The 13440-nt window shown below is 48.4% G+C and carries 15 protein-coding genes, 2 rRNA genes and 1 other annotated feature; of the genes, 15 read left to right on the top strand and 2 right to left on the bottom strand.

What is annotated here, in order from left to right:
- The 13 genes from BM058_RS17380 to rsmI form a co-directional block, all read left to right on the top strand.
- Positions 1–145 (top strand): 23S ribosomal RNA (locus BM058_RS17380); the annotation flags it as partial.
- 96 nt (positions 146–241) lie between these two features.
- Positions 242–358 (top strand): 5S ribosomal RNA (rrf, locus tag BM058_RS17375).
- 481 nt (positions 359–839) lie between these two features.
- Positions 840–995, top strand: coding sequence for a hypothetical protein (locus BM058_RS18465; RefSeq protein ID WP_177195623.1), 156 nt, complete (start codon positions 840–842; stop codon positions 993–995).
- Positions 996–1257: 262 nt separating this feature from the next.
- Positions 1258–1449, top strand: a complete 192-nt coding sequence (locus tag BM058_RS17365; protein WP_090928905.1) for a sigma factor G inhibitor Gin — start codon at positions 1258–1260, stop codon at positions 1447–1449.
- An 81-nt stretch (positions 1450–1530) separates the two neighbouring features.
- Positions 1531–2982 carry an aminotransferase class I/II-fold pyridoxal phosphate-dependent enzyme gene (locus BM058_RS17360; protein WP_143083067.1) on the top strand — a complete coding sequence of 484 codons (1452 nt, stop codon included), beginning with the start codon at positions 1531–1533 and terminating at the stop codon, positions 2980–2982.
- Complete coding sequence (tmk, locus tag BM058_RS17355) at positions 2982–3617, top strand: dTMP kinase (RefSeq protein ID WP_090928899.1); 636 nt, start codon at positions 2982–2984, stop codon at positions 3615–3617. Before BM058_RS17360 ends, tmk begins: the two co-directional genes overlap by 1 nt.
- 88 nt (positions 3618–3705) lie before the next feature.
- Positions 3706–4035, top strand: a complete 330-nt coding sequence (locus tag BM058_RS17350; protein WP_090928896.1) for a cyclic-di-AMP receptor — start codon at positions 3706–3708, stop codon at positions 4033–4035.
- A gap of 15 nt (positions 4036–4050) precedes the next feature.
- Positions 4051–5037, top strand: coding sequence for a DNA polymerase III subunit delta' (gene holB / locus BM058_RS17345; RefSeq protein ID WP_090928895.1), 987 nt, complete (start codon positions 4051–4053; stop codon positions 5035–5037).
- Positions 5038–5039: 2 nt separating this feature from the next.
- Positions 5040–5855 (top strand): PSP1 domain-containing protein, encoded by an 816-nt coding sequence (locus BM058_RS17340; RefSeq protein ID WP_090928893.1) that lies wholly within the window; start codon positions 5040–5042, stop codon positions 5853–5855.
- A 31-nt stretch (positions 5856–5886) separates the two neighbouring features.
- On the top strand, positions 5887–6234 hold the full coding sequence (gene yabA, locus BM058_RS17335; protein WP_090928892.1) for a DNA replication initiation control protein YabA: 348 nt from the start codon (positions 5887–5889) through the stop codon (positions 6232–6234).
- A gap of 96 nt (positions 6235–6330) precedes the next feature.
- Positions 6331–7071 (top strand): tRNA1(Val) (adenine(37)-N6)-methyltransferase, encoded by a 741-nt coding sequence (locus BM058_RS17330; RefSeq protein WP_090928911.1) that lies wholly within the window; start codon positions 6331–6333, stop codon positions 7069–7071.
- A complete protein-coding gene (locus BM058_RS17325; RefSeq protein WP_090928889.1) occupies positions 7058–7327 on the top strand; it encodes a GIY-YIG nuclease family protein in 270 nt (89 codons plus the stop codon). Before BM058_RS17330 ends, BM058_RS17325 begins: the two co-directional genes overlap by 14 nt.
- Entirely contained in the window at positions 7324–8193 is an 870-nt protein-coding gene (rsmI, locus tag BM058_RS17320; protein WP_090928886.1) for a 16S rRNA (cytidine(1402)-2'-O)-methyltransferase, read from the top strand. Before BM058_RS17325 ends, rsmI begins: the two co-directional genes overlap by 4 nt.
- Before the next feature lie 982 nt (positions 8194–9175).
- Here the strand turns inward: rsmI and BM058_RS17315 are convergent.
- Complete coding sequence (locus BM058_RS17315) at positions 9176–9460, bottom strand: AbrB/MazE/SpoVT family DNA-binding domain-containing protein (protein ID WP_090928883.1); 285 nt, start codon at positions 9458–9460, stop codon at positions 9176–9178.
- A gap of 418 nt (positions 9461–9878) precedes the next feature.
- Positions 9879–10141: a binding site (T-box leader), on the top strand.
- Between the two features lie 123 nt (positions 10142–10264).
- Between BM058_RS17315 and metG the strand changes: the two genes are divergently transcribed.
- A complete protein-coding gene (gene metG / locus BM058_RS17310; protein WP_090928879.1) occupies positions 10265–12253 on the top strand; it encodes a methionine--tRNA ligase in 1989 nt (662 codons plus the stop codon).
- Positions 12254–12343: 90 nt separating this feature from the next.
- Positions 12344–13111 (top strand): TatD family hydrolase, encoded by a 768-nt coding sequence (locus BM058_RS17305; RefSeq protein ID WP_090928876.1) that lies wholly within the window; start codon positions 12344–12346, stop codon positions 13109–13111.
- A gap of 140 nt (positions 13112–13251) precedes the next feature.
- On the opposite strand, the gene BM058_RS18550 is transcribed toward BM058_RS17305, so the two are convergent.
- Positions 13252–13440, bottom strand: a 189-nt coding sequence (locus BM058_RS18550; RefSeq protein ID WP_218151918.1) for a hypothetical protein, incomplete at its 5' end; no start/stop codon positions are given.

Below are 13440 nucleotides of genomic sequence, written 5' to 3'. Positions count from 1 at the left end.
TAAGCATGAAGCCCACCTCAAGATGAGATTTCCCATCACAAGAAGTGAGTAAGACCCCTGAGAGATGATCAGGTTGATAGGTCTGAGGTGGAAGCGTGGTGACACGTGCAGCTGACAGATACTAATCGGTCGAGGGCTTATCCTGAAGATGGTGGTTCGATTCAAGGCTCAAGCAATCGTTATGTCGTTTTGAGGGAACATCGTTCCCTGCCCAACAAAAAGCCCGCTAAAGGGCGCCAGGTCTGGTGGCGACGGCGGAGAGGTCCCACCCGTTCCCATGCCGAACACGGAAGTTAAGCTCTCCAGCGCCGATGATAATGAAGGGGCAACCCTTTGTGAAAGTAGGACGCCGCCAGGCACCCAAAGGACGGTCGGATATTTTATCCGGCGGTTCTTTTTTTATGGATGAGGCATTTCATTGTCACTTGGTTCCTGCATTCTCGCCTCTGTATACGTTAAATTTTAACAATATTGTGAAAATAAAAGGGTTAGGAGGCTCTAAGTTGCGTTAATCTCTTTTTTTTGGGATAAACGTAACGTAGAAAGGTTCATGGTGACGTTCACAGGTGTGAAAAAGGGGATAAACGGCACTATGGTGGATTGATCATTACGTTTGCATTCCCCAGAGCAGCTGCAAAAGTTGTTATGGCTTTTCTAAAATGGAATCAGCGGCTTATTCTTTAGGTTCAATGCAGACAAATATCGCATTTCTGATACAGCGGCTGCACTCTCGTTCAACAGGAGCGCCCAACGGATCTACGCTGCGGTCACCACCGTATGGACCATATTCTGGAAGATTTTCATGTTACGCATTCGGACATTGCTGGAATGAAATCTTTTTGACGAACCCGGAGGAACACTTTGAATCGTGTACGACTCTTTTCAAGGAGTGTCTGGAAGAATACCGGCCGGCAGGGACGATTATCGGAGTGCAGGCTATGGCATTGTATCATCCATTGATTGAAGTCCGGGCCGCGGCATATGCCGTCTGGTGATAGAAAACGTTACAGCGTCGAAGGAGCTGTTCCACCTGGGTGGAGCAGCTTTTTTCCATGGCTGCTCGATCCTTTACATTTCTAAAATCGGAGGAAGAAGATGCAGTCCGCGCGTTCTGCCATCGTATGAAAACCAACAGCCGGGAGGTAATAACATATATGCGCCCACAGCATACGATACAGCAGGCAGCGGGTTCAGGAATAAAATCAGGGAGAAACGGACAGAATAAGTTTCATAGATGATAGGGGAGGTGACATTGATATGGAGAAAGATAGACAGACGGACTCTTGTACTCTATGCGGCCGGAAGGAAAGCAGAGGCATTCATATTCTGGATATCTTTTTATGCCTGGACTGCGAAAAAGAGCTGCTCCAGCTGGAAGCAGAAGATCCCACCTATCACCAGGCGGTAAAAACATTGAGTTCGTCCAGAGCTTCCAAGCTGTTGATGTAAAAGGAATATTTGCAGGAAAGCTCGGATTACGTCATAATTTTAGATACAGATATTCATAAAAAAGTAGAAAAGGGGCTATACATGGATCAATCATCGCTCCCTATTGTTGAAGCCCTGCAGCAGCATGCAAAAAAACTGCCGGATTCCTTTCACGTACCCGGTCATAAAAACGGCTTCGTACAGCCGGCGTACGCGCGTGATATCCTGTCGGCCGCCCGGTTTGACCAAACAGAACTGCCGGGACTTGATGATCTGCATGATCCCCGCGGGGTGATTGCCTTGGCCCAGCAGCTGACAGCTGACATTTATGGAAGCCGCTCGGCGTTCTTTCTGATTGGGGGATCCACCGCAGGGAATATGATTATGATTATTGCTGCCCTGCAGGAAGGCGATGTGGTGTTTGTACAGCGGGACACCCATAAATCAATAATTAACGGTCTGCGGCTTGTCAAAGCGCAGCCGGTATTTCTGGAGCCGGAATATGACGAAACATCGGGTCTGCCGCTTGGGTTAAGTATTCCTACGGTGCAAGAGGCTTTTCATTATCACCCGGAAGCAGCAGCATTAATTGTAAACCGGCCCGGCTATTATGGATGGACGTCTCCGCTCGGTGCGATTATTGGGGAAGCCAAAAAGCACGGGGCGCTGGTGCTTGTAGATGAAGCGCACGGGGCACACTTTCCGGCGGGAGACGTATTTCCGGACAGTGCGGTCTCCCTTGGTGCGGATCTTGTTGTGCATTCTGCCCATAAAACACTGCCTGCGCTGACGATGACGGGTTACCTGCATGTCGGCCGGTCAAGTCGTATCCATTCAGAAGATGTACAGGAGGCGGCTGCTATGATAGAGTCAAGCAGCCCATCTTATCTGCTGCTGGCGTCGTTGGACGCGGCGAGAAAATACCTGCATGATCTGACACAGACAGACGATACTGTGCTGCGGGAACAATTACAGCAGACAAAACAGGCTGTGCTTCAGGCGGGCTCTCTTGAGGAACAACTCCCTCCTGAACACGTGCAGGCTGATCCACTGAAAATCGTGGCCCGCACGCCGGAAGGACATACCGGCTGGGCGTTGCAGCGGTATCTTGAGAAAGAGCACGTATTTACAGAACTGGCAGATGAGGCGCATGTCGTCTTTTTTCTTTCCTTTCAGCCCCTTACGACAGAAACATTGCAGAGGATTGAGCGCGGGACGGACCGCCTGCGGAGTGAAAATCCGTCGGTCACCCCCGTCGCAGGGGTGCGGTCTCTTCCCTTTTCAGGTATGCAGAAACTTCCTGCAGACTGGTACAAGGCAGGACGGGGTGAAACAGAAATAACGACACTCGAGAACGCTGAATATAAGCAGGCTGCACTTGATATTGTTCCGTATCCTCCGGGAGTACCTCTTTTTCTAAAAGGAGAGACGTTAACCGGAGAACGATTGGATTTTCTGCTGGGGCGCCTGGAACAAGGCGGGGGTGTTCAGGGGGTCCGGCAGTCGGAAAACGGACAATGGTTGACCAGTATAGTGAAAAGGAAGGAAACATGATGACAAAAAGAGGTCTTTTTATTACATTTGAAGGCTGTGACGGCGCGGGAAAAACGACTGTGCTGGACAGGGTTCACCATGAGCTTGAAGAAAAAGGGTATCCGGTTCTGAAAACACGGGAACCGGGAGGCATTGATATTGCGGAAAAAATCAGGACATTGATTCTGGATCCTGAACATAAAGCGATGGAACGGCGTACAGAGGCACTGCTGTATGCGGCAGCACGGCGCCAGCATCTCACGGAAAAAGTGATTCCGGCTCTCGAGGAAGGTACCATCGTTCTCTGTGACCGTTTCATTGACAGCAGTCTCGCTTATCAGGGTGCAGCCAGGGGAATAGGTGTCGAGGAAGTACTCACTATCAATGAATTTGCCGTGGAGGAGCATATGCCGGATGCGACCATTTATCTTGATATTGATCCCGTGGAAGGTCTGAACCGTATCCATGAAAATAAAAAAAGGGAATTCAATAGATTGGATCAGGAACATCTTGACTTTCATCACAGCGTGTACCAGGCGTATGAAAAGCTCGCGCAACGGTTTCCGGAACGCATACATAAAGTAGATGCTGCGTTACCGATGGAAGAAGTTCAGCATCATGCTGTAAATCAGATTTTGCAGGTTCTTTCTTCGTGACCGGAACAAACAGGGTTTTCTTTTTGGAAGCATGTACAGTAATATAGAATGAACAGGTATTTTACAAGCGCAGAAAGAGGGTGTTCTCATGAAATTAATTGTGGCGGTTGTGCAGGACAAAGACAGCAGCCGTTTATCCAACGCACTGGTGGAAGAAGACTTCCGCGCCACGAAATTAGCCAGTACCGGAGGATTTTTACGAGCGGGCAGCACCACTTTTTTGGTCGGAGTGAATGATGAGAAGGTGCAATCTGTGCTTGATATTATTAAAAACAACTGTCAGGCCAGAGATCAGCTGGTAGCCCCGGTTTCTCCGATGGGAGGCAATGCTGATTCCTATGTTCCGTATCCAGTCGAAGTCCAGGTGGGCGGCGCGACAGTCTTTATTATGCAGGTCGAACAGTTTAATCAGTTTTAAGAACGAGGGATCCTTATGGACTGGAACCGGATGATGGAAGACCAGCGTGTCGTGATGACGATGCTGAAACAGAGCATGGAAAAGAACAGGCTTGCTCATGCCTATATATTTGAAGGCATGCGCGGCGCAGGCAAAAAAGACGCAGCGTGGCTCATTGCACAGAGCCAGTTCTGTCCACATCGTGAGAACGCGGCACCGTGCGGGACATGCCGTGAATGCAGAAGAATTAAACACGGCAACCATCCTGATATTATTGTAGTGGAGCCGGACGGTGCTTCCATTAAAAAAGCGCAGGTGGAAGCACTCCAGAAGGAATTGACGTATAAAGGAATGGAAACATCTTTTAAAATATATATTATAAACGACGCGGATCGAATGACAGCAGGTGCTGCCAACAGCCTGCTTAAGTTTCTTGAAGAGCCGGAAAGTCCTATTCTGGCTCTTTTATTGACGGAAAATGTCCATTTCATGCTTGATACCATTCTCTCCCGTGCCCAGAAACTTTCCTTTGCGCCTCCATCGCCCGAAAAGAGAGCCCGCACTTACAGAGAAGAAGGTGCCTCCGAAACAGCGGCGCCGCTTCTTGCAAGGCTGCCCGATGAAGCTGCCGGCAGTTACCAGGGAGAAGCCACAGACTGGATTGTACAGGGCAGAGCACTAGTGATACAATTAGTGGAAGAGGTTCACTCCAGACCTCATCAGGTACTTTTGACACTGCAGGAAAAGTGGATTGCTCATTTTAAGGATAGAGAAGAGCTGGACATCGGCCTGGATTTGCTGCTTTTCTGGTACCGTGATCTGTTGACGGTAAAACATAATGGGCAGGATCTTGCCTACCCGGATCAAAGGGAAACAATGGAAAAGCAGGGTCTTCAAATGCCGGAAACAGAAATCGCCCGTATATTGCAGCTGATCCTGGATGCGAAGCGGAAACTTCGTGCCAATGTAAATGCCCAGCTTCTTATGGAGCATTTACTGCTCCGTTTACAGGAGGGATCTTAGCGTTGCATGATGTAATAGGAGTCAGGTTTAAAAAAGCGGGTAAAATTTACTATTTTTCTCCCGGTTCTTTAACGATAGAAAAAGACGACTGGGTTGTGGTGGAGACGTCCCGGGGCCTGGAATTTGGGAAAGCCGTTCTCGGGAAAAAGCAGGTGGGCGAAGATGATGTTGTTCTGCCGCTGAAAGAAGTCGTACGACTTGCCACGGAAGAAGATAAAACCGTCATCGAAGAAAACAAAGAGTTTTCGCATAAGGCATATGAAGTATGTGAAGCCAAAATTAAAGAACATCAGCTGGATATGAATCTGGTCGATGCTGAATACACGTTTGACCGGAATAAGGTGCTCTTTTATTTTACCGCAGAAGGCCGGATTGATTTCCGGAATCTCGTTAAAGATCTCGCATCGGTGTTCCGTACACGGATTGAACTGCGCCAGATTGGTGTCCGCGATGAAGCAAAACTGCTTGGCGGTATTGGCCCGTGCGGCCGCGTGCTTTGTTGTTCGACATTCCTTGGTGATTTTGAACCGGTGTCGATCAAGATGGCCAAAGACCAGAATCTTTCGCTGAATCCCGCGAAGATTTCCGGGTTGTGCGGACGTCTCATGTGCTGCTTGAAATATGAAAATGACCATTATGAGACTGCGAAAAAGGAACTCCCGGATACGGGAGAGCATATCACCACGCCGCAGGGGGAAGGCAGAGTGGTCGGTGTAAACATTTTGGAACGTCTTGTTCAGGTGGAACTGAGAGAAGAACAGAATGTGCTTGAATACAGTCTCGATGAATTAATGGAGGAAGGTCATATTGTGAGCTGAAGACAAGGGGATTAATTGAGGTGGAAGGATCGTGGAGAAGAAAGAAATTTTCTCGCAGGTTATACACATGGAAGAGCGGATTGGAACGTTTCATGATGAGCTTGGAGAATTGAAAGAACAGTTGGCGATGCTCATTGAAGAAAATCATTCGCTGGCACTTGAAAATCAGCACTTACGTAAGCTCCTCGAAGAAAAAGAGAGCGAAGCGCCGGAAAACAATGAACAGACTTCCTCCGGCGCTGCAAAAAGTGTAGGGGAAGGGCACGATAATTTAGCCCGCCTTTACCATGAAGGTTTTCATATCTGCAATATGCATTATGGCAGCCTGAGAACCAACGGAGACTGCTTGTTTTGTCTTTCTTTTCTCAATCAAAAATAAATCACTTCATAGAAGCTGCTCCTGTCGACAGGGGCAGCCTCTTTTATCCCGGAATCTTTTTTCGTGATAGAATAGGAAGAGAGGCAGGTGAACAGGATGAACGCATCGTTACAGGAAGGGGAAAGGCTTGATTATATTACACGGGAGCTTTCCATTATTCAGAGCTCTTTGGTATTCGCTTTTTCTATAGATGCTGTACTCCTTGCCCGTTTTACATATGTACCGAAAACAAAGGGAACCATTATCGATTTATGCAGCGGAAACGGAGTCATTCCCCTTGTCTTATCAACACGCAGCAGTGTGCCGATCACCGGCGTGGAAATACAGCGGCTTCTCGTGGATATGGCCGGGCGGAGCGTAATCTGGAATCACAAACAGGAACAGATTGTGATGAAAGAAGCTGATGTCCGCGATCCGGAGCTTCGGACAAAAATAGGGGAGGCTGATTTGGTCACCTGCAATCCCCCTTACTTTCCGACCCCGCAGGATGCAGAAAAGAATTCGAATCCATTTTTTACTAGTGCGCGCCATGAACAGCATGGTACGCTGGATGACATCATTTGTGCGGCGTCTGGTATGGTGAAACAAAAGGGAAAAGTTTCGATGGTTCTGCGTCCGGAACGGATGGTGGAACTGTTTGAAACGTTTCGAAAGTACAGGATAGAACCAAAGCGGATGAAGATGGTTTATCCAAAGCACGGCAAAGAAGCAAATATATTGTTGGCAGAAGGCATGAAAGATGGAAAAGCGGGACTGACATGTCTTCCTCCCTTAACTGTTTATGATGAAAAGGGAGCCTATACCGAGGAGTTCAGAAGATACTATGAAGGCTGCTGAACATCATGTATACATACTTGAATGCAAAGACGGTTCCTATTATACGGGATACACAACGAATCTTGTGCAGAGGCTTCGCATGCATGAACAGGGCAAAGGAGCAAAATATACGAGAGGACGGGGACCGTTTCGAATTGTCTATCACGAAGTGTTCGATAAAAAATCCGATGCTATGCGGATGGAGTATGAAATCAAACAGTGGACGCGCAAAGAGAAGGAAAAGTTTCTGATCGACAGAGAGGAAGGATTGTCATGAACCACCAGCAGAGTTTCAGGCAGCAGACTTCAGGTGCGCTGTACCTCGTCCCTACCCCGATCGGGAACCTCGAAGATATGACATACCGGGCGGTGCGGGTGCTGCAGGACGTAGATAAGATTTTTGCTGAAGATACCCGCCATACCAGGAAGTTGTGCCATTACTTTGAGATTTCGACACCGCTGGACAGTTATCACGAACACAGCTCAGAAGGAAAAGAAGGAAAAATCCTCGCACTGCTCGAGGAAGGCGGCACTGCTGCACTCGTCAGTGATGCGGGAACTCCGCTTGTTTCTGATCCCGGCCGCGAACTTGTCCAGCAGGCGGTGGGAAAAAACATCGTCGTTATTTCTCTTCCAGGGGCGAATGCCGCTGTTACGGCATTGACCGCATCTGGTCTGGGGGGCGGCCCGTTTTATTTTTATGGTTTTCTCCCCCGAAAGAAAAAAGACAGGCAGGCCTGCCTTGAGAAACTTTCGGGCGTGGATGTGCCGATTCTTTTTTACGAATCGCCGTACCGGCTGAAAGAGACGGTGTCTCATCTGGAGGAGAATTGGGGAGAGAGGCAGGCCGTGCTGGCAAGAGAATTAACCAAGCAGTATGAAGAGATTCTGCGCGGATCTCTCTCGGAGCTTGCTCAGTACCTAAACCAGCATACCATCAAGGGAGAGTGTTGTGTCATTGTGGAGGGCGCGGAGGAGGACAGTGCTCCGGCCGCAGATGTCTGGTGGGAGTCGTTGGATCCCCGGACACACGTCCAAGTGTACAAGGAGCAGGGAATGTCAGCCAAAGAAGCCATCAAGGCTGCCGCAAAAGACCGCGGGGTGCCCAAACAGGAAGTCTATGCTGCCTATCACCAGCTGTAAAGCACATCCTTTGAAACAAAAAAACCTGGGACAAAAATAAAATAGGCGGAGGAAAAACACGAATGTCCGGCGGCGTTGTTCAACCATTGTCCAGCAGCGGAGCCTACATGCTTGGACTCCTGCTCCAAACAGCACGAGTCGCGGGTCCCCGCAGGATGTGCGGTCAGGTCAGCGCCCGCACGTGACGTACTTCCACAGGATAATGACGTTTACCGGGGCGCGGAGCCCTCTAAAGTGCCTTCGGGACTATTTCTCTCCCTTTTCCAGCCATGACGCGGGCTCTTTGCTGCGTCGCCCCGTTCATTTTTCTGCTGTACGCCGTCTCGATTCGTTCCTAATGACGTTTACCGAGGCACGGAACTACCTAAAGTGCCTTCGGAATCATTCATAGTGACGTTTAGGGACGCGCCGGGTACTATAAAGTGCCTCAGGCGTTATGCCGAACGACGTTTTAGCGGGTCCTTTTCCCCCTAAAGTGCCTTCGGGACTATTTCTCTTCCTTTTCCAGCCATGACGCGGGCTCTTTGCTGCGTCGCCCCGTTCATTTTTCCGCTGCACGCCGTCTCGATTCGTTCCTAATGACGTTTACCGAGGCACGGAACTACCTAAAGTGCCTTCGGAATCATTCATAGTGACGTTTATGGACGCGCCGGGTACTATAAAGTGCCTTCGGCGATGTGCCCAACGACGTTTTAGAGGGTTCTTTTCCACCTAAAGTGCCTTAGAACCCAATTGCAACGAATGTCCGTTCCCCCAATCTGAACACAGCAAACAAACGCCCGCATTTTCTGCGTCCGTACGGCCGGAGTGCAAAGAAGACACGATGAGCCCCGGCGAATCGATGCCGCCCTTGTGCTCTGGAGTAAAAGCGAAGCGTTTTGGCGCAGCGGTTTGTCTCAGAAACGAAAAATGCCGAACGATTTATAAAAAATGTTCGGCATTTTTCGCTTCTTTTACAGGTTTTGTCCTAGACTCTTTTTGTTTACTTATGATGGTCTACATAAGACTGCAGGTCTTTGATCACTTCTTCGGCGCCTTCCGGAGAGAGGATGATTTTACCGTCAGCCAGTGAAATGTTGTCATCGGAAACTTCACCGGTCACCTGACAGGTCATGTTCGGCTTGTACTTTTTTAGCACAATGCGGTCGTGATCGACATAAATCTCAAGAGCATCCTTTTCCGCAATGTCCAGGGTACGGCGTAGTTCAATCGGGATTACGACCCGGCCGAGTTCGTCTACTTTTCTTACAATTCCGGTTGATTTCATTTTGGTTCCTCCTCAAGTATAGTATAAAAGGTGTCATCGTTCGACAAATTTCTCTATCATCCTGTGCCAAGAATACCAATCTTTCCAAAACACGTCAATTATTTTAGTAAAAAAAACTGAAAAAGCTTGAAGAAATTTCAAAATTGTTAAGAGAAGCACGATAATGTAATGCAAGTGAAATATGCATTTTAGAGAGGTATAGAGATGAAACTTTTAGAATATAAAGTTATTGTATCATGTAAAACTTATACAGAAAACGCATTTCGACATGAAATTCGTGATAATGTCGATATATGTCGAATTAAATAAAGATAAGACGGATGCATCATGAATAACAAAACGCTTTCGTGCTCGTCTTGACAGGTAAAGGGCGCTTCGTTATAGTCTTAGTTGGAAGAATCGAACAAGATCAACCTATAAGATTCCGATGAAGGGATGAGTAGGGGGGGAAACTGTCAAAGAGAGCCGGGGATGGTGGAATCCGGTACAGAAAGCACTCTTGAACATGGTCCCGGGAGGATTTTCTTTCCGAGCTCTACGAGCAAGGGAAGGACGCAGTTCTCGCGTTATAGAGAGCGCGCTGTTTTTCGTAGTCCACGAAACCAGGCAGTGCACAAAGCTTCATCCCTTTAGATGAAGAAATTTGGGTGGTACCGCGTGAGTGATACTCTCGTCCCTTTATAAGGGCGGGAGTTTTTTTAGGATGCAGATCCGCTTGGTGCTCGTACAGCAACAGGCGTTTTTAGTCGAACTTCCGCTATTTGAAGTAATGGAGTATTTCTACAGGCAGAAGGAGGATGAAAAATGGCAGAAGAAAAGAATACTTTCTATATTACGACTCCGATTTATTATCCAAGTGACAAGCTTCATATCGGTCATGCCTACACAACAGTAGCAGGAGATGCCATGGCACGGTACAAACGTCTCCGCGGTTTTGATGTCCGGTATTTGACCGGGACGGACGAACACGGTCAGAAAATTGAACGCAAAGCCGAAGACAAAGGAGTCACACCGCAGGCATTTGTGGATGAAATCGTGGCAGGTATTAAAAATTTATGGGATACGCTTGATATTTCCTACGATGATTTTATCCGTACGACCGAAGAGCGCCATAAAAAAGTAGTGCAGCGCATATTTGAGAAACTGAAAGCAAACGGTGATATTTATCTCGATAAATATGAAGGCTGGTATTCCGTTTCAGATGAATCGTTTTTTACGGAACGTCAGCTCGAAGACCCCATCTTTGAAAATGGAAAGATTGTCGGTGGATATAGTCCGGAAAGCGGCAATCCGGTGGAATGGGTACAGGAGGAGTCGTACTTCTTCCGAATGAGCCGGTATGCGGACCGCCTGCTTCAGTTTTATGAAGACAACCCGGACTTCATTCAGCCGGAATCGCGTAAAAATGAAATGATTAACAACTTTATCAAGCCGGGACTGGAAGATCTGGCTGTATCAAGAACCGCATTTGAATGGGGAATCCCTGTAAGCAGTGATCCGGAACATGTCGTTTATGTTTGGATTGACGCGCTTTCCAACTATATTACGGCTCTTGGGTATGACACGGAAAACGATGAAGATTTCCGGGCATACTGGCCGGCGGATGTCCACCTGGTCGGCAAAGAGATCGTCCGTTTTCATACCATTTACTGGCCGATCATGCTGATGGCGCTCGATCAGCCGCTTCCGAAAAAAGTGTTCGGCCACGGCTGGCTGCTCATGAAAGATGGCAAAATGTCGAAATCCAAAGGAAATGTCGTCGATCCGGTACCGCTCATTAACCGGTACGGACTGGATGCGCTGCGGTATTACCTGCTCCGTGAAGTACCGTTTGGTTCGGACGGCGTTTTCACACCGGAAAGCTTCATCGAACGGTTGAACTATGATCTGGCAAACGACCTCGGCAACCTGTTGAACCGCACGGTCGCCATGATAAACAAGTACTTCGACGGTCAGCTCCCGGCGTATCTGCAGGATGGGACACCGTATGATGAATCGTTGGTGGAACTGGTTCATGCGACTGTCGATAAAGTGGAATCTTCGATGGAAGAAATGGAGTTTTCAGTGGCTCTTACTGCCATTTGGCAATTGATCAGCCGTACGAACAAATATATTGATGAAACTCAGCCGTGGATGCTGGCAAAGGAAGAAGACCAGAAAGAAGAACTGGGGACCGTACTCTACCATCTGGCTGAATCGCTGCGTTACATTTCGATCATGATCCAGCCGTTTATGACAAAAACACCGCACTCTATCTGGCATCAGCTCGGTATTCCGGAGTCTTACAGGGAATGGGAGACGATGCGCGGATTCGCGCAGCTTCCGGAAGGGACTCGTGTGGTGGAAAAAGGGGAACCAATCTTTCCGCGCCTGGAAGTTGAGGAAGAGGTGGCACGGATTATTGAAGATATGGGCGGCACTGTGAAGAGCGCCGAAGATGAAGAAGCTGAACAAGCCGAAGAGGTGGAAGAAGAAATCACGATTGATGACTTTTCCAAAGTCAAGCTGAAAGTCGCTGAGATTCTTTCTGCAGAACCGGTGAAAAAGACGGATAAACTTCTCAAAATCCAGCTCGATGTCGGTGGCGAAAAACGCCAGGTTGTATCCGGTATCGCCGAGCATTACGCGCCGGCCGATCTTGAGGGTAAAAAGGTAATTTGTGTTACAAACCTGAAACCGGTGAAACTGCGCGGGGAACTGTCACAGGGAATGATACTGGCAGCCTCGCGCGGGGATGAACTCACCCTTGCCACAGTAAGTCAAGACATGCCGAGCGGATCGGAAGTAAATTAATCAATACAAAGGCAGCAGGGTCTGACCTGAAAGGAACATCCACCTTTTAGGTCAGCCTTTATTTTCATGGATAACAAAGGAGTGGAGAGAATGTTATTTGATACCCACGTTCACTTGAATATCGACGATTTTCAGGACGATCTGCAGGAGACAATAGACCGGGCCAAAGAGGTCGGTGTGGAAAAAATGAATGTCGTTGGTTTTGACCATGAGACGATCAAAAAAGCAATGGAATTGATTGATACCTACGACTTTATGTATGCGTCCATCGGCTGGCACCCGGTTGATGCTGTGGACATGACCGACCGGGATCTGGAATGGATTGAAGAACTGTCAGCTCACCCTAAAGTGGTCGCCATCGGGGAGACAGGCCTTGATTATCACTGGGATAAGTCACCGGCCGATGTGCAGAAAGAGGCTTTTCGCAAACAGATTGCGCTCGCGAAAAAGGTGAACCTGCCGCTGGTTATCCACGACCGTGAAGCTCATCAGGATATCGTGGATATTCTGAAAGAAGAAAATGCCGCAGAAACGGGCGGCATCATGCATTGCTTCGGCGGTGACCAGGCCATTGCAAAGCAGGCGCTTGATATGGACTTTCACATATCATTCGGCGGACCTGTCACGTTCAAAAACGCGCAGCTGCCAAAAGATGTGGCAAAAGAAATACCAATGGACCGGCTTCTTGTGGAAACCGACTGCCCCTTCCTTGCGCCGCACCCAAACCGCGGTAAACGCAATGAACCAGCCTACGTGAAGCTGGTCGCAGAAAAAATAGCGGAACTCAAAGAAATTCCACTTGAAGAATTGGCAGAGAAAACAACCGGCAACGCGGAAAAACTTTTCCGTATAAATTGACAGCCTGAATCCGTGATAAAGAGGGTTATTGTTTGAGTGAGGTTCCGTTCTATATCTATAACTCGTTTCTACTTTAGGAATACGCTGGGGGCAAAGAAGCATCCGCTGCAGGCGGACGTTTTCCGCGGGCAGCGCCTCAGCTATATCAAACGGAAAAACCGCCGTTTGATAGGATCTTCGGCTGCTGCTCTTCCCGCTGGAAGCGCCGCCTTCCGCTCCTGCCTTCGTTTTCTTTTCTTTAGAAAAGGGTGCTCTTGCAGCAACACAAAGAAACCTACAGGGTTTCTATAGGTTCGCTCATCGATAGAACAGGTTGAAGCAAAAGAGGA

Origin of the sequence: Salibacterium qingdaonense (assembly GCF_900114715.1) — a bacterium.
Lineage (GTDB): Bacteria > Bacillota > Bacilli > Bacillales > Marinococcaceae > Salibacterium > Salibacterium qingdaonense.
This window is presented reverse-complemented; position numbering and strand designations above follow the sequence as displayed.